Origin of the sequence: Anabaena sp. UHCC 0204, assembly GCF_009711975.1 — a bacterium.
Taxonomy (GTDB): domain Bacteria; phylum Cyanobacteriota; class Cyanobacteriia; order Cyanobacteriales; family Nostocaceae; genus Dolichospermum.
The window spans coordinates 92,537-108,928 of the sequence record NZ_VIKW01000010.1 but is presented as its reverse complement, the minus strand read 5'-3'; the positions used below and the strand labels follow the sequence as shown (position 1 = coordinate 108,928).

Here is a 16,392-nt window from a genome sequence, read left to right as displayed (position 1 = left end):
TGTTTTATCTCCTAAATCAGATTTAGCATTTCCCCGGTTGTAGTAGGCAGGGGCATATTGAGGATTAATGGTGATAGCTTGAGTATAATCAGCGATAGCACCTATTTTATCTCCTAAATCAGATTTAGCATTTCCCCGGTTATTGTAGGCTAGGGCAAATTGAGGATTAATGGTGATAGCTTGAGTATAATCATCAATCGCTTCTTGATATTTTTTCAAGTCACCAAATAGTTCTCCTCGCACTTGATATAGCCGAAAATCTTTTTGTTTATCCTTTTCTGCTGCTAAAATTGCTTGGTTAAGTGCTGCTACACCATTTTCATATTCTTTTAAATGCTGAAAAATAACACCTTTTAATAAATAAGAAAGAGGAAAGGTAGATTGTCCTCTAGTAGATTGTTCTCTAATTGCGGTATCTATAGCATTTAAAGCTAAATCGTATTTTTTCTGTAATAACCAAATAAAAGCAGCATTGTAATAAGCTTCCCAAGAGTTGGGATCTTTTTTAACTGCATTTTCCATCGCTTTAATAGCATCCTCTGTATTACCATTGCGCCATAGTTGAATACCATAAGTTAGCCATTGTTTTCCAGTACCAATGACAGCATCAGGTGGGGAAGAAGTAGGTAATGATGCTAAAATAAGAGAATTTATATCTGCTGACTTAGGTTCATGTTTAGCTACATTTAATTGAGGTTGAGGTAATTTCCATAAACCATCTTTCTGATAAAATAAAAAACTCTTAATAGACAAACCCAAACTACACCCTAAAACATTCGTTTCTGCAAAATTATGAATACCAACTAACTGACCTTCTGTATCCCAAATACCACCTCCACTCATACCGTAGTAACCTTCATTGCTATATCCTAATTCATAACCTCTCGATTTTGCCCACAAATCTGTATTTGTTTGATTAAATCCCACACTAAATAAAGAAGGATGGTTTAATTCTTCCCCCTTCCAACCATAAAGAAATACAAATTGTCCTTTATCAGACAACTTATAATCCCCCAAAGTAGCAACTTGATAAACCTGAGAACTACGAAACTGTAAAACAGCCATATCAAGTCCCTTTCTGGTACGAATAGTCTGATTATCCACCTTATATACTTGTTTATCAGGTGCAACAACTTGATACTCCTGTTTATTTTCCACCACATGAGCAGCAGTTAACACATAATAAATATCATTATCCTTAGCAATAATTACCCCGCTACCAATACCACCATCAGCTTTTTTAATCTGCACCGAAGACTGTTTAGCAATATCTAAAACCTTAGCCGGAATACCCCCAATTTTCCTAATTACCCTCTCAGGAAACAAAGCTAAATCAGGTGCAGCTTCATCTACCAAATTAACCGCAATACCCCAACTATAATTACCCCATTCATTGAAAGTATTCTCATCCGGTTGTTCACCTTGTAAATAGCGAAAATCTGTTTGTAAAACCGGGTGGGCAAGTTTACTATTTATCCCCACCAAATAACCTTTTTCATTAATAATTGCTCCTCCACTCATCCCCTGTTGAATATCATTATTATAAGCTATTTGCTGTCCTTTAATTAACGGCTGATTTAAAAATAATTTCGCTGTACCTTTGGTAGTTTGCAAATTCCCTTTAACATATCCTCCAGCAAAAACCTTTTCCCCTAGTTTAATATCCTCTTCTCCTAAACCAGCAACTAAATAAGTGGTTTCACTGCTAAAAGTCAACTTAGCTAAATCATATAAATCATCTTTTTTATTATCTTGTCTATCTAATTTAGAAAATTCCACTTCATGAACTTGATTATCTGGAGTCACAACTTTCACAGATTTAGCATTTTCTATCACGTGAGCATTAGTGAGAACAGTATAAAAACCGTTTTGTTTTTTGATAATTGTTCCTGATGCGGTTTCTCTGTCATCAACTATAACTTTTACGGTAATTTCTTTTAAGATATTCTTTAATTCTGATTCTGATAATGTCCCTGGTTTGCGTGCGAATAGGGAAGAACTGCAACCTGTGATAATAATCGGAGAAGCGGGAAATAGGAGGAGGAAGAATAAGCAGAGATGGGATAATTTATAGAGGTTTTTAGATAATTTCATAGATGGTAATCCTGGTATTTGGTAAATGTTTGACCTCTCTCCAAACCTCTCTCCTACAAGGAGAGAGGCTTTAAATTTTATTGTTCGATGTTAATTATCATCAAATAATTGTAACACATTCACATCACAAGTTAAATTCATACCCATGTCGTTTGGTCTTTTACATGGAGAAATACTAAGGTGTGGTTTAGAATAATCATAAAAGACAGCCGTAAATTTTTTTAGTTCCATATCAGGATCATCTGATTCTAAGAGTGTTAAAATCAAAGTATGACAATCTTTTCCTGTGGTGGTACATAAAGACTTAAATCTTTTATTATAATCATTTTCATCTTGTACATAACCCCAAGTTAAATGTTTCAAAGTTCCATTATCATAAGCAGTTTGCAATTTTGGTGTGACTTCTTCACATCTCCTTTGTGGAGGAAAACTAGCTTTTACAAAGTCGGTGCGTTTCCACACAATTAAATCTCGTATTTTGTCTTGGTATCTAACTTTAGTTACATAGTTATCATTAGTATCTTGTTCACAAGAGAAAATAATTTTTTCGCTTTTGATACATCCTGTTAATGTGATATTTAAAATGAATAGACTAAGCAACAATAACCATTGATAACTTTTCCTAAATAAGATATTCTTCATATTAAAAAATTACCTGTAATAGAAGCTTAAAATTTTCCAGTTCCCTCTCCTAAGAGGAGAGGGTTAGGGAGAGGTTTTTTATTGATTAGATTGATGTTGTTGCAACCAGTTTTCTAAATCTTGCAACACAGAAAAATCTAACAAATCTTCCGCTAATGTTTCTATTTGCTCTCTAGATAACTGTTCAATTTTTGGTACTAACTCTTGAGGAACTGTACCAAAGCGACGGTTTAATAGTCGCATAATAAGTTTTCTCGCTTCATTCTCTTGAGATTTTATCATCTCTTGGTAATTTCTAGATTTATTGTCTTTTTTATCTACCCATTTTTCCAAATCTTCCAAAGTTGAAAAATCTAAAAATTCTTCTCCCAATTCTTGTACATTATCTGTTGATAATTCCTGAAGTCGAATTGATAACAGTCGGGGAATTGTACCTAAGCGTTTATTTAACTGTCGTATTAGTAAAAATTTCACTCCTATCTCTATTCCTATTTCCATTCCTAATTTAACACCTAGATTAATTCCTAGTTCTGTTTCTTGTTTAATTCCTATTCTCTCTGCTAATCTCATTCCTAGATGAGTTCCCTGTTTTAAACCTTCATCTTTCCATTCTGCCATTGTTCTGGCTTCTTCACTCATTGCTGCTAACATAGGTTTTATTTCTCCTTATTTATTAAACACCTTGAAAATATCAACAGTACAAGTTAAATTACTACCATTTTTCACCGCACAAGAAGAATTTTGATATGCTTGGGAAGCGTCACCATTCAACACCGCCGTAAAAGCTTTTAATTCCACATCAGGATCATCTGATTCTAATAATGTTAAAATCAAAGTATGACAATCTTTTCCTGTGGGGGTACATAAAGATTTAAATCTTTTATTAGGATTATTTTCCGCTTCCGTATAACCCCAAGTTAAACTTTTCAAAGTTCCATTATTATAAGCAGTTTGTAATTTTGGTGTGACTTCCTGACATCTTCGTTGTGGAGGAAAACCAGCTTTAACAAAATTCGTGCGTTTCCACACTATTAAATCTCGTGTTTTGTCTTGGTATTTAACCGTAGTAACAGATTCTCCATTACTGTTTGTTTCACAGGAGAAAACAACCTTTTCAGATTCTTTACACGCTGTTAATGTGAGGTTTAAAATGAGCAGAGTCGGAAATAATAGCCACTGATAACTTTTCATAATTGGGATTGTGTTGATACTGGATTATTGTCTGAATCAGGTGGTTATCGAGTTTCGACTCCGCTCAACTACCGCGAAGTCGAGATAATGTCCAGGATTAAAGGATGTACAGGATGAAAATAGGATGAATATGGGGATTTCATCACCAATTACTTATCTGTCACCCAAGCTTTAATTACATAATTACCACTTGCTGCTTCTGTTGATGTAATTTTAAATTGATAAGTACCCGGTTCTAATATAATAGAAGCAGTGAAATCATTATCTTTTATTCCTACATTGGGTACAGGATTAAAGTATTTATCATCTGGTTTGAGAATAGTGAGTTGTGGTTGAAAATCATTGCTGATTATTTGCACTGTTAAATATTGTCTTTTATCACTTTTAAACGTATAAACATCATAAGTTTTATCACTGGATAATTCTTTTTGATCTGATGATGTTAGTTGTCCTGATTTGGCTTTACCATCAGCTATTAGTTGATTATTAGATTTGGGTAATATGGAAATTACAGCCATAACTACACCGATAATGAGGATAATTCCTGAAATTGTGCCAAGAATTAATTTCCAGGGAAAAGGAGGTGGTGGACTTGGTTGATTTCCTGTTAATGCTTGTAAGGCTGCTTTGGCATTTTGGAAGCGTTTTTGATAATCCTCACAAATCATTTTATTTAATACAGCAGCAAACTCTGGACTTACACTTGCTTTTGTTTGCCAATTTTCAGCTAATAAAGGTGTATAAGAAGGATCTTCTCCAGTGATTGCAAACACTCCAATCATACCAATAGAATAAATATCACTGGCAAAAGATACTATTCTCAATAATATTTCCGGTGCAATATATCCTTTTGTCCCTCCCAGAATTGAACCTATTTTTGTTCCGGGAACAGTGACTTCTTTTGCTAAACCAAAATCAATAACTACTAATTTATTGTCGCTACTTCTGCGAATAATATTATCTGGTTTTATATCTCGATGAATAATTGAATAATCAGGATTATTTTGAATATATTCAAAAACTTCCAAAATCTCAATTAACAAATTTATAGTTTTTTGTTCTGATATTTTTTTGTTTTGTCTAACTTCTTGACTTAAAGAATGTCCTGCAATATATTCTTGTACATAAAATTCTTCTCCTCCTTCCTCAAATCGTTCATAAATTGTGGGAATTTGTTTATGTTCTTCTCCCAGTTTACCTAATGCTTGGGTTTCGATTCTGAAAAGCCTTAGATATTCTTGCCAATATTGATTTAATATCTCTTCTTGTTGCTGAATTGGCAAATTTTCAATATCTAATTTAGATGCTGTAGGTTTTTTGAGTTGTTTTAAAATCCGAATTGGTTGATTTGGGTGATTAGCATCTTTGATTTTATAAGTAATGCCAAAACCTGTATGATTAGATAAAAGATCGATAATTTTGTAACGATCTCTTAGCAAAGTTCCTATTGGTAAAATATTATTCATAATTATCTAAAATTTAATTGAGGAATAATAGGTTTTGGTATGTCAGCGGCTATGACTATAAAAGCAGCATAGCTTGACAAAGTAGTGATGCGTATTAGCGGTAATGCTAAGTTCAAAGTGTTGGATTATATTACCAATACATCAAAATATGGTCATAGTATCAAAAAGTGTCAAACACAAAAGCCTACACTATCCGAATAGTGTAGGTAATTGACAAATCGAGTTAAATGTGCATTTTCCATAACCTGGCAGAGACGTTCCATGCAACGTCTCTACATGATTTTGAGGTAGGTCTATTGAAATGTTATTAACTTTTCTTGATCTTTTTCACTTCTGAGATTTTGCAATTGCTCTAAAAGGGAATCTACCTCTGCTTGCAAGTCCATAAATTTAACTTGCTGATCGTCTCGATAGTAAGCCTTCGTTAACTTCTTGACTAAGTTAGCGTGGGATTCGCATTCGGAAACACTGGATGACATAGTAGACATAGTTGTTTGCATTACAAACTTAACTCACACCGTTAGAGATAGTATAATATACTTATCTTAATCTTTGTTAAGATATTGTATAGTTTTCATCATATACTCTAATAGGTTACAAATGTAGTCATAAGGGACTCCGATCATGATGACGGTGTTCCAGAACTAACAAGAGACTGAAAAAGTGGGATACTTATACCCAAAGCATTCCCAATCCCAAATCCTTAATTAAGAAGTTTTGAATCCCGTGACTTTGAGCCTGTCTGCTGCTAAATCTCATTGCCAACCGTGGCCAGGGCTGATAGAAGCCTATCGTGAATACTTGCCTGTCAGCGAAAAAACCCCTGTGGTGACTTTGTTGGAAGGTAACACACCTTTGATTCCCGTGCCAGCGATCGCCGAACGTATTGGCAGACAGGTCAAGGTGTATGTTAAATATGATGGTCTAAACCCCACTGGTAGCTTCAAAGACCGGGGGATGACAATGGCAATTTCTAAAGCAGCAGAAGCAGGTGCTAAGGCTGTAATATGTGCCAGCACTGGTAATACTTCCGCCGCTGCCGCTGCCTATGCCAAACGCGGGGGGATGCGCCCCTTTGTGTTGATTCCCGACGGTTACGTAGCTTTAGGTAAGTTGGCGCAAGCATTACTGTATGGGGCTGAAGTCCTGGCTATTCAAGGAAATTTTGACCGCGCCCTAGAAATTGTCCGGGAAATGGCAGATAACTATCCCATCACGTTGGTGAATTCTGTCAACCCCTACCGCTTAGAAGGGCAAAAAACTGGCGCTTTTGAAGTCGTTGATGTTTTAGGGAATGCGCCCGACTGGTTATGTATTCCGGTGGGAAATGCGGGAAATATCACAGCATATTGGATGGGTTTTTGTCAATACCATCAAGACGGTAAATGCGATCGCCTCCCAAAAATGATGGGTTTTCAAGCCGCTGGTGCTGCACCTTTGGTATATGGTCAACCGGTGGCACATCCTGAGACTTTAGCCACAGCAATTCGGATTGGTAATCCTGCTAGTTGGGATAAAGCGATCGCTGCCCAAACAGCCAGTCAAGGCAGTTTCCGGGCTGTCACTGATGAGGAAATTCTCGACGCTTACCGACTTTTAGCCTCATCAGAAGGAATTTTCTGTGAACCTGCTAGTGCTGCTTCTGTAGCCGGCTTGTTACAGGTAAAAGACGAAGTTCCCACAGGTGCAACTGTAGTTTGTGTCCTCACTGGTAATGGTTTGAAAGACCCAGATACAGCCATTAAACACAGTCACAGTCATTTTAAACAGGGTATTCCCGCAGATATCAAAGCTGTTGCTGAAGCAATGGGGTTTGAATAGACATCTGGTGAACAAGGTGTAGGGACAATTCATGAATTGTCCCTAACAAGGGTTTCAGGTTACGCATATTTAATTTTCACCAGATATCTAATATTTTAACCTACTTAATTGCTATCTATTGAACGAGAATATCACTTACCTTCATCTCAATTTCTGGAAATACTTCACTTTTAATCAAATCATCACCTGTATAGATAAATTCTTCATAAAAGCCTTCTACTAAAGATAAAACCGTAATTTTGTTCCGTACAGGATCGACAATCCAATATTCAGCAATTCCCCTAGCTGCATACTCAGAACGCTTGAAACGATAGTCTCGGACTTCATTTTCAGTACCAGGTGATACCACCTCTATTGCTATTAATGGTGGTGGCATATCATGGGTAATTGTTCCTCCTTTCGTAGTTTCTAAAGCAGTGCGACATTCTTCACCCAAGATTAATAAATCAGGGATTCTTACCTTAGCTCTACGCCCACTTACCTCAATCATAATTTCTTTATATCGTAATAAATGAAGAGGGACTATTTTACCCAATTCCAACAATAATCGCATTGATATATCAGAGTTAAAAATTGATTCTGGTGGCATTAAAACTAATTCTCCATCCACTAATTCATAGCGATTTCCAGTGCCATCATCATAGGTATAGTAATCTTCAAAGGAAAAATAATTGACTGGTGCTTTAGTAGTTTGAACCATAAATATAATTCCATTCGCTTAGTACATATTACTACCAAATTTAAGATATTATTGATCGTTACTTAAAAGCTCATTCAACTTGTCTTCAGTTAAACCACGTTCTTGAGCTTTACGTCCAATACTTTCTCTAAATTGTTGAAATTCTTGAATATTAATCCGAGTTATTCGTTGATAATCTTCAATAGACATAATAACTGCAAAAGCTTGGTTGGCTTCCGTGTCTGAAACAAATTGCATAATTTCACCTCTTTTGTTCTTATTATAGACAACTTTTCTATCGCATCTTGCCTATTAACTACGGTTAATTAACCCTCTGTATCCTTCTTCTCTGTTCTTGAACGTGCTAAACTGTCAATAGCATCCCCTAAAGCCGTAGTTAGACTTTTCCGGGTTTGAGCGTGGTTTTCTTGCTCAAGTTTTAAAGCTTGTAATAGACAATCACGTTCTTGAATAACTTCTAATAATTGGATTTGTAACTCTTCGATAGAACTAAATTGAGCAATTTGTTGCTGAATCGCTGTCGTGTTGTCACTACCTGGTTCAGTATTGATACCTGAAAATTTTTGTACTTCAGATTTTATTGCTACTATAGCTTCTTCGTGCTTCTTCGTATCTATCCGTCGTTGTTCCGCTTCTGTATTATAAAGCTGTCGCCATTTTTGCGAACTTTCCCAAGCTTCATCTCGCTCACGCTGAAATTGTGTCATCTGTTGTGTCAGAGACTGAATTTCAGCTAACCACTTTTGTGTTAAATCTTGAGTCATATCAGGTTTTTTAGGAGATGGGTTTAATACAACCAATAGAATAGTAAACTAGAAAAAATTAGTGCTGTTTATTTTCACTAATCATTGGATCTAATCACCACTTAAAATATGTTTAGAGATAAGTTTGCGAACAACTTGGGAGTTAGTCAAGCCCGTAAGGAACAAGTATACCTGGATATATGCAGATCAGTAACACTAGGAGATATTAGTTATTGGATTCAGGTTTTGTTTGCAGCCGGTATAGCTACTCTGGGATTAGCGCTGAACAGTCCAGCGGTAATTATTGGTGCAATGCTGATTTCTCCATTAATGGGGGGTATTTTGGCTAATGGACTAGCCTTAGCTGCGGGTGATGTAATCTTAGCTATGCGGGCGCTGTTAAATCTGGTTATCAGCTGTTTAGTCGCCATTACTTTTGCAGTATTACTTGTCTCATTACTACCATTTAAGGAAATAACTGCGGAGATTGCAGGTAGGATTCGTCCTAATATCTTAGATTTGGTAGTGGCTTTATTTTCCGGTGCAGTAGGTTCAGTAGCAATTTGTCAAGAACCAAAAGGGATAGCTACTTCTATTCCTGGTGTGGCTATTGCAGTAGCTTTGATGCCACCTTTATGTGTTGTTGGCTATGGTATTGGTGTAGCAATTAGTCTAGATTATGCTAAAGGTTTACAGGTAGCTAGTGGTGGTGGATTGCTATTTTTTACCAACTTAGTGGCGATTACTTTTTCAGCCATGCTGGTTTTTCTTTGTCTACATATTGATAGTCATGATGTGAAATCAAAAGTTAGAGAATGGCGAACAACAGATCAAGAAAGTATGCGAATGCAAAGGATTTTAGAGAAATTAACTGCATACAATAAGCTGAAAAAAATTGGTAGTTTGCCAGGAAGATTTGTATTAATTTTTAGTACCATTGCTGTAATTATTTTTCCACTCAATCAATCTTTTATCCAACTGAGGCGAGAAATTGTTTTGCAGCAAAAGGAAAATCAAATTCGTAGAGAAGCAGCCGAAGTATGGCAAAAGACATTTGCGACTTTTTCAAATGGTGAAACCAGGTCTTATCTCAGTAATATTTCTACTATCCAGCAAAGTAACAAATTAATCATTCAACTTCAGATATTCACAAGTAAACAATACACGAATGAAGAACAAAAGAGTTATATTCAAATGTTAGCTGATCGGTTACAGAAATCACCAGAATTATTGGGGTTAAAATTGATTGAAGTGCCAACAACATCAAATGACGTTATCCGCCAATTTGCGGAAGAAAAGAGTAATAAACCAGTTGAAGTAGTTCTAAATATTGCTGATTTACAAGCCAATTTTCTGCAAGAAGTCCAATCTTCCTTAGCCGATATTCAACTTCCCCCGCCAGCAAAATTGATTGATTATGAATTAATTACTAATTCCGTTGAACCATTAAAGATTCGGTTATTTTATTTGAGTGAAAGAGAAATTGATAAAGATGCTCAAATGCTGATAGCCGATAATATTAGAAATCAGCTTAATTATCAGTCGGCGAAAGTAAAAATGGAGAGAAAACCAACTTCTTTGGGGATGATCTCTTTTGAAAAAAATAAATCAGTAATAACACCAGCTAGTGCCAAGATTTTAGACAGTGCTGCTCAAATTTTACAGCAACATCCTAATTTAAATTTAGAAGTGACAGTTAACCAGGAAATAACAGAAACACAAGATATAATACAAGAGCGATCGCAAGCTATGACAACATACTTACAATCAAAATGGCAAATAAGTGATGCTCGGATCAATATGCAAACAGGAGCGGAATCTCAAGCGAATGGGAAACTCAAACTTACCCTACCATATACTTACTAAATCAACTAATACAAAAACTCTGCCAGAGTCGCAATATGTTCAATTTCCATTTGATTAGGTTCTTTCGTCACCTCAATGGGCGCATAGTGAAGAAAACCTTTGCCAGGACTATGGAACGAAGACTTTTAGGACTGGCGGCCGAAATAGCCTTTAATGCCATGTTATCGCTATTTCCAGCTATTTTGGCCTTGTTAACAGCAATTGGTCTATTTGCAGAATCTCTGCGAAATACATTTATTCAACTAGCTATGCAACTGAGCCAAATTGTCCCCCAAGACGCTTGGATATTAATCAGTGATTTTGCGACTGAAGAAATTGCCAACTCTAAAAATAGTAGTTTATTTTCTCTAAGTTTTGCGATCGCTCTTTGGGCTGCTTCTGGTGCAGTTAGTACAGCCATGACAGCCTTAGATCAAATTCAGCAAACTCATCCCAAAAAAATGCGCCCTTTTTGGCACGCAAAACTAATCTCACTGGGCTTAACTATCGGGACTATCCTACTATTAATGGTAGCTTCTTTTTTAGTATTTATCAGTGATTTACTCTTGGGAATTGTTGTAGCTGGGAATAATTATTTAATTTTTCTATTGCATCTTTGGCAATTTTTACTTTGGCCTTTAGCATTAGGTATAGTTGCCACCGCTTTTGCCTTTGTCTATCACTATGGACCAAGCCAATTGAAAGCAAATACACCAATCATCCCCGGAGCAATTTTAGCAGCAATTTTTTGGGCTATTGTTTCTGGACTATTTCGCCTCTATGTTACCAATTTTGGCAATTATAATAAAGCCTATGGTGCTATTGGGGCTGTCATTGTCTTAATGTTATGGTTATGGATGAGTGCTTTTGTGCTTCTTGTCGGACATCAATTAAATGTCACTGTTGGTGAAGACATAAACAGTTAAAAATTAAGAATTAAAAAAGCATATTTTTAATTCCACACTGCGGTAATAGATACAAATTTTCTAGACAAAGATGAAAAAATTGAGTTAGAGAAATGAGACAATAAGGCAGTTGATCACCCAGCAATCGGAAATAATTAAAAATGCCTAATTCCCCTGAACAAGTTTCCATCACAAATGATGGTTATGCACCCAGATTAAAACGTCTACGCCAACTGAGTAAACTATTAGATAATATAATTACCATTCCCGGAACACAAGTAGGAATTGGTTTAGATCCAATAATTGGATTACTACCCATAGGCGGTGATGCTTTAGGGCTAATACTTTCTTTTTATATTATCATTGAAGCTGCACAACTAGGCGTATCTAGAGCCACATTAGGACGCATGGTAATGAATGTAATTGTTGATTCCTTAGTTGGGGCAATACCCATGCTAGGAGACTTGTTTGATTTTGCATGGAAAGCTAATAATTATAATATTATTTTATTAGAAGATTCCTTAAAATCTCCTCAACAAAATCACAAAGCTGATACGTCCTTTATCCTGGTTTTTAGTGCCGGATTATTTCTTCTTGCTATTGTCTTGATCGCCATTCCTGTGATATTAATAAGAATATTATGGCAAGTCTTCACTAGTAGTTAAATAATTTATTGATAAAATCATGCAAGATTGGTGGCAAGATAATTTTCCTCAAGGGCGGCAAAATATCCTTATTCATGATTCTCAAGGCTATCCCATAAAAATAGCTTATGGTGAAAAAGGTAAAGGTAAACCCCTAATTTTATTACATGGTTTAGGTAGCTGGAGTTATAATTGGCGGCATAGTATTGAACCATTGTCTCAACATTTCCGGGTGATTTGTTGTGATGCTAAAGGTTTCGGATTTTCCGAAAAACCTATTCACCGTCGAGAAGAAAATGGACATCAAATCATTGAATTAAAACGCATTATTCAAGCTTTATGTGATGAACCACCCATAATTGTGGCAGAATCTATAGGTGCATTGATTTCTCTAGGATTGGCAGGTAAAAATCCTCACTTAATCAGCCGTTTAGTGGTAATTAACGCACCTATTTTTGCAGAAACTTTACCTCACTGGGCTATGGGTTTACTTGCTCAAACACCAATAGAAATAATACACCTAATTGATTACTTACGTCTAGCATATTGGTTTTCACCTTTAGTTAAAGAAGTTATGGGAACAGAAAGACGTAAGGTGTTATATGATCCCTCGTTGTTAACAGAAGAAGATATTTATTGGATTACTTATCCATTTATTGAAATTCCTGGAACTTTAGTAAAAGTTGCGGAAGATTTACAAATCGCGGCTAGAGAAATAGAAAATTTACGAATAAATCAGCCCAATATGCTCAGTAATATTCAAAAAAATCTCAAAAATATTGAATGTCCAACTTTGGTATTATGGGGTGATCAAGATAGTTGGTTTCCTCTTAGTCATGGAGAAAAATTACATCATCATCTTCCCAATTCTCGCTTACAAATTTTACAGAATTGCTATCATGATGCTTCCACAGGTTCTGCTGATGTGGTGAATGCAGCAATTTTGGAATTCTTACAAGATACCAATTTTTGTTAAATAAATCTGATTTATTTTTTATGAGATAATACTTGCATTATCTGAAAATTCGCAGGATTTTCCTCATCATCTAGCCAATTTATAGGATTATTGACAATGTACTGACGGATATTATTTAATGCTTCCTCGCTACGAATAATATGTTCATGATAATTACGTTGCCAAATCACATTTCCTTTATCTTTATTAATGCGATTAATTTGGCGTGTAGAAACAGATTTATAATTTTGAATTATTGCCGCCAAAGATTGCGGTTTCGTCCCATTAATTTTAATTTTTTCACCTGTAGGGGTTGTAGGGGTTGTAGGGGTTGTAGGGGCGAAGCATTGGCTAGACAATTTTTGCTGATTTTGATCATTTGAAATTGCCAATGCTTCGCCCTCCTCCGCTATAATAATAATCCCATGTAAATGATTGGGCATTATTACAAATTCATCTAACCCTACATTTTGAAAATGCCGAGGAATAGATAACCAAGAACCCCTTGTTATCTCGCCATTTGTATTTAATTTCATTTCATCATCTACAATTTCACCAAATAAACAATTACGTTGATAGGTGCAAATGGTGACAAAATATGCTCCCTGTTGAGAATAGTCGTATCCTTTTAATCGGATGGAACGGCGGTGGTGAATGTTGGGATTATAGGACATAAATTAAATTCCTTTTCATAGGGTCAGGGTTATGGGGAAGGGTGAAGCATTCGCCAATATTGGTTATCTGTTTGTTCGATATTTTTCTCATGCGAATGCTTCACCCCTACAGGATAATGTGGTGCGATCGCTTGATTGAAAATCGGACAAATGGCGATCGCTATAAGTTTTAATTGACTGAAGAAAACTCCTGACCAAATATTTATTTGAAATAATTAGTAAGGGTAGCCACATATAGGAACCCACTGACCATATAAACAACCACCACACTCCCCTGGGGGTGGTAAATATTCCGCAGGGCATTTATCTCCAGTTCTGATTCCTGGAGGCGGACCAGAACTTGTTGAAGGTTTAGGTTGAGGTTTGCTCTGGTTTCTGTTATTTATTGTTCTAGTTTCAGTGCTAACATTACTAGCATTAGCAGGTGTTTGAAAAAGAAAACTCAGGGCAGTACCTAGAGCAAATACAGCAGCAGCTAAAAAATTTATACTTCGCATCCCTATTTCTCGTCCTTGTTGTGGAGACTGCTCGGCATTACTAATGTCTGACCCTATTCTTTCCAAGGCGGAATTTTCGTTCTTCTTTGGGTTCTGATTATTACCTTGGCGATTTCTTCCTTGTCCTCCAAAATTATTATTTGCTCCACTACTAGCAGAAACTCCTGATTGATTTGATGATCGAAAATTATCTGTGTCGAATAATTTTTGTGCATCATTTTGTACATCATATATATCAGTAGAATCAAGTCGAAAATTATTTTTCATAATATCCGTAAAAGAAGAACCTATACTTTTTTGAACCCATCTTACTAGAGAAGCCATTTTATATTCATTGTGCGGCAATATTTTCATGGGTGTTATTTTAGATAATCTTGGATTAAAAAACAAATCTTTTTTATAAGATTTTTGTTGAGATTTAATCCCTTTCTGCAACAATTTTCTTAAAATAAAATACATTTTTTTTGCTGTGGCTTTTTCTACAATTTCTCCTACTATTATCTTGTGGTTTGTAGTTTCTGCAATTTCAATACTGAAGTTTTGATAATCTGCGGCTAATCCATATTCTTTTAAAATGTGGTTCTGATTATCAATCATCAAGTTTTGAATATTGCATTTACCCTTACATAGAAAGGTTGTATATTCCTCACCTGAGTGTTTAATTTGTACAAAATCTACATAAAAGGGTTCAACTCTAGATGTAGAGGCATACGCAGTATACAGCCATGTACCAACAAAGGGGTAATTGCTTGAATTATTCTGAGTTGAGTAGTTAGAGTTAAAATCATCAAAATCAGGACGACGTAGAGGTTGATTAGGACCAGGATCTTGCGGAAACGATGGCGCTTGTGGATTACTTACAGGTGGCGAAGTTGTCGGCTGATCATCACCAAATTCATTTGGATCTCGCTGTGCTAACACATCCCCCAAACCTTCAAATATCGTCCTTTCCATAGCTGGGGGAGTTGCTGCCACTACTCGCTCAGACGATCGCGCTAAATCTACTGTACACATAGCCGAATTGAAACTGAAAACCGTACACATAGCAGATGCGATCGCTCTATTCAACCATGTACCTGGAGACAAAAAAGCAGCAATTAAAGCAACAGCAAAACTTGCAATTCCCACAGCAAAAAGACGAATCTGACGCATGATAAACCTCTCAATCTTTAAAAGTTATTCGGACAAATAAAGAAATTAAGAAAGGCAATTACACCCAAATAACAAATGTAATTGCCCTACAAATTAAAATCGAAAACGAGGAAGAATTCGGGGAATATTCTGTTCAATCAAATTCTTAAGTATCCCCGCCGCAAATTCCTGTTCCCAGCTTTTTACTTCAGCCTTTGAAGGTCTAATGGCTTCCACATTTTCAGCTTGAGAATTATCTTCCTTGAAAGCAACCTTAACTCCAGCTTGAGAAATTAGTTCTTTGAAAGTATTAATAGGAACTGCTGCATTAAAACCAGTTTTAACTTCTGTTTGTCCACCGGAAGCAGACTCATTTTTTACCACACCGTCGCGATCGCCTTGTCCGTGAATTCCTATCACACGACCACTCACATCAAACACTGGACCACCACTCATCCCTCTCCGAGTCAAAGCACCATAACGCATGGTATAACCTTGAGGTCTGCTATCAGGACGACTGGTAATTTGTCCATTTGTAAACTCATATTCTCGTTCATTACTGTCTTCAATTGACATCGGATAACCAGAAATATAAACACCTGTACCAATTCCTGCTTCATCAGAATTGCTAATTGGTGCAACAGGATATTCCTCTGAACTTTCAAATTTAACAATTGCTAAATCTGGACTATTTTCAGTTTTCTGCAAACTCTGCACTGAGGTAACAGCATGAGTTTTCTTTTTGCTGGTATAAATGTTGTATTCTTGGGCTTGAGATGCAACTACATGATTAGCAGTTAACACCGTATAAGTATTACCATTTTTGGCAATTATGACCCCAGAACCACCCGCATTTGCACCTGCGGAACTGTCAATTCTTACTGTTGTTGGTACAGCAATTTGAGCCACTTCTTTTGCAGTTTTAGCAGATGCTGGTTGACTAATTACGATTGCTGCTACTACTGCTGTTCCTGTAATAAAACCAGGAAGAGAATTAAATCGAGAAAAACCAAAACTCATAAACAACTCCTTTCAAGTGAAAATTTTATTTTATACAAACCACCGTAGGGGCGAAGCATTCGGG

Annotated in this window: 17 protein-coding genes; 5 read left to right on the top strand and 12 right to left on the bottom strand. The window is 36.1% G+C overall.

The features are described from left to right. The 6 genes from FJR04_RS11010 to FJR04_RS10985 all read right to left on the bottom strand — a co-directional run. Positions 1-2,094, bottom strand: a 2,094-nt coding sequence (locus FJR04_RS11010; RefSeq protein WP_168494542.1) for a tetratricopeptide repeat-containing serine protease family protein, incomplete at its 3' end; no start/stop codon positions are given. A gap of 90 nt (positions 2,095-2,184) precedes the next feature. Continuing rightward, complete coding sequence (locus tag FJR04_RS11005) at positions 2,185-2,694, bottom strand: COP23 domain-containing protein (RefSeq protein WP_254445263.1); 510 nt, start codon at positions 2,692-2,694, stop codon at positions 2,185-2,187. A 120-nt stretch (positions 2,695-2,814) separates the two neighbouring features. Then, complete coding sequence (locus tag FJR04_RS11000; RefSeq protein ID WP_168494538.1) at positions 2,815-3,387, bottom strand: DUF4351 domain-containing protein; 573 nt, start codon at positions 3,385-3,387, stop codon at positions 2,815-2,817. Positions 3,388-3,402: 15 nt separating this feature from the next. Further along, on the bottom strand, positions 3,403-3,927 hold the full coding sequence (locus tag FJR04_RS10995; RefSeq protein ID WP_168494536.1) for a COP23 domain-containing protein: 525 nt from the start codon (positions 3,925-3,927) through the stop codon (positions 3,403-3,405). A 149-nt stretch (positions 3,928-4,076) separates the two neighbouring features. After that, positions 4,077-5,393 carry a serine/threonine-protein kinase gene (locus FJR04_RS10990; protein ID WP_168494534.1) on the bottom strand — a complete coding sequence of 439 codons (1,317 nt, stop codon included), beginning with the start codon at positions 5,391-5,393 and terminating at the stop codon, positions 4,077-4,079. Positions 5,394-5,686: 293 nt separating this feature from the next. Continuing rightward, positions 5,687-5,881, bottom strand: coding sequence for a hypothetical protein (locus tag FJR04_RS10985; RefSeq protein WP_168494661.1), 195 nt, complete (start codon positions 5,879-5,881; stop codon positions 5,687-5,689). A 238-nt stretch (positions 5,882-6,119) separates the two neighbouring features. Between FJR04_RS10985 and thrC the strand changes: the two genes are divergently transcribed. Next, positions 6,120-7,214, top strand: a complete 1,095-nt coding sequence (gene thrC, locus FJR04_RS10980; protein ID WP_168494532.1) for a threonine synthase — start codon at positions 6,120-6,122, stop codon at positions 7,212-7,214. A 115-nt stretch (positions 7,215-7,329) separates the two neighbouring features. Here the strand turns inward: thrC and FJR04_RS10975 are convergent, their stop codons facing one another. From FJR04_RS10975 to FJR04_RS10965, 3 genes are all read right to left on the bottom strand, one after another. Further along, positions 7,330-7,914, bottom strand: coding sequence for a Uma2 family endonuclease (locus FJR04_RS10975; protein ID WP_168494530.1), 585 nt, complete (start codon positions 7,912-7,914; stop codon positions 7,330-7,332). 48 nt (positions 7,915-7,962) lie between these two features. After that, the gene (locus FJR04_RS10970; RefSeq protein ID WP_168494528.1) at positions 7,963-8,151 is read right to left on the bottom strand and encodes a prevent-host-death family protein; all 189 of its coding nucleotides are present in this window, start codon (positions 8,149-8,151) and stop codon (positions 7,963-7,965) included. 68 nt (positions 8,152-8,219) lie between these two features. Continuing rightward, positions 8,220-8,678, bottom strand: coding sequence for a hypothetical protein (locus tag FJR04_RS10965; protein WP_168494526.1), 459 nt, complete (start codon positions 8,676-8,678; stop codon positions 8,220-8,222). Between the two features lie 108 nt (positions 8,679-8,786). On the opposite strand from FJR04_RS10965, the gene FJR04_RS10960 reads away from it, so the two are divergent. From FJR04_RS10960 to FJR04_RS10945, 4 genes are all read left to right on the top strand, one after another. Continuing rightward, positions 8,787-10,523 (top strand): DUF389 domain-containing protein, encoded by a 1,737-nt coding sequence (locus tag FJR04_RS10960; RefSeq protein ID WP_168494524.1) that lies wholly within the window; start codon positions 8,787-8,789, stop codon positions 10,521-10,523. Positions 10,524-10,558: 35 nt separating this feature from the next. Beyond that, positions 10,559-11,428 carry a YihY/virulence factor BrkB family protein gene (locus FJR04_RS10955; protein ID WP_168494522.1) on the top strand — a complete coding sequence of 290 codons (870 nt, stop codon included), beginning with the start codon at positions 10,559-10,561 and terminating at the stop codon, positions 11,426-11,428. A 140-nt stretch (positions 11,429-11,568) separates the two neighbouring features. Then, positions 11,569-12,072, top strand: a complete 504-nt coding sequence (locus FJR04_RS10950) for a DUF4112 domain-containing protein (protein WP_168494520.1) — start codon at positions 11,569-11,571, stop codon at positions 12,070-12,072. Between the two features lie 19 nt (positions 12,073-12,091). Then, a complete protein-coding gene (locus FJR04_RS10945; protein WP_168494518.1) occupies positions 12,092-13,027 on the top strand; it encodes an alpha/beta fold hydrolase in 936 nt (311 codons plus the stop codon). 11 nt (positions 13,028-13,038) lie between these two features. On the opposite strand, the gene FJR04_RS10940 is transcribed toward FJR04_RS10945, so the two are convergent. The 3 genes from FJR04_RS10940 to FJR04_RS10930 form a co-directional block, all read right to left on the bottom strand. After that, on the bottom strand, positions 13,039-13,680 hold the full coding sequence (locus FJR04_RS10940) for a transposase (RefSeq protein ID WP_168494516.1): 642 nt from the start codon (positions 13,678-13,680) through the stop codon (positions 13,039-13,041). Between the two features lie 215 nt (positions 13,681-13,895). After that, positions 13,896-15,329, bottom strand: a complete 1,434-nt coding sequence (locus FJR04_RS10935; RefSeq protein WP_168494514.1) for a hypothetical protein — start codon at positions 15,327-15,329, stop codon at positions 13,896-13,898. Between the two features lie 93 nt (positions 15,330-15,422). Then, complete coding sequence (locus FJR04_RS10930; RefSeq protein WP_168494512.1) at positions 15,423-16,328, bottom strand: serine protease; 906 nt, start codon at positions 16,326-16,328, stop codon at positions 15,423-15,425. Positions 16,329-16,392: the final 64 nt, after the last annotated feature.